The sequence below is a fragment of the Bartonella sp. AA1HLJMS genome, from assembly GCF_042197445.1.
Lineage (GTDB): Bacteria > Pseudomonadota > Alphaproteobacteria > Rhizobiales > Rhizobiaceae > Bartonella.
This window is the reverse complement of record NZ_JBHIRW010000275.1, coordinates 1-710: the sequence shown is the minus strand read 5'-3', so window position 1 is coordinate 710 and position 710 is coordinate 1. Positions and strand designations below refer to the sequence as shown.

The window sequence follows — 710 nt, the reverse complement described above, 5'->3', positions numbered from 1 at the left end:
GTCACATAATAGAATTTTTCGAGATTAGAGATTTCTGTCTGTTTTGGATTACCCTTTTTAAAGGTCACGGGATAAGGCTCTACATCTTCATAATTCACGTGCAAATGACCCAGTTCACGCCCTGCTGTCACAAATTTCCAAAAATCATCAGCCGTTTTTACGCAAGGGATACGAGGCAATTCTTTGCATAAATTATCAGCATAACGGGTGCGATAATCTTCTGAATGCAAAAGACCGTAAACATAATAAAATAGATCATCTTTTGTTATGGTTTTAGTAAGTAAGCAGAGAGGCAATTTTTAAACCTATATCTGTACTATTATCGCGTTTTTTTTCTTATTTTAGTAAATAAGCGATTGTCATGCTATTTTTCTTATCAAGCGACAATCAATGGAGTGTTTTTTGTTGTCTCTAATATGTAACAGTTCCAATAAATTTGGTATATTCTATGAATAACAGTCTTTACTTAAAGCTCAAGATTATATTACATGCGACACCTTAAAATTAAGAAGCATATTAGAGTGTATGATTGTCATTTAACAGTGTCATTGTAAAATCTTCAAAAGCGGGGGAAATGATATGGTTTGCACAACTCATAAAGCAGGTGTATACAGTACAGTCTATGCTTTTTTCTCAGATGTTATAAGTATTATTCTCATCAAAAAATTAAAAAATTGTTACGCGGTTGGCGATTTTTTCTGTGACGCTGA

At 33.1% G+C, this 710-nt stretch carries 1 pseudogene; it reads right to left on the bottom strand.

Features of this window, described 5'->3' with window-relative positions:
* A pseudogene (locus ACFIQE_RS11160) lies at window positions 1–269 on the bottom strand (type ISP restriction/modification enzyme); the annotation flags it as partial.
* Window positions 270–710 lie beyond the last annotated feature (441 nt).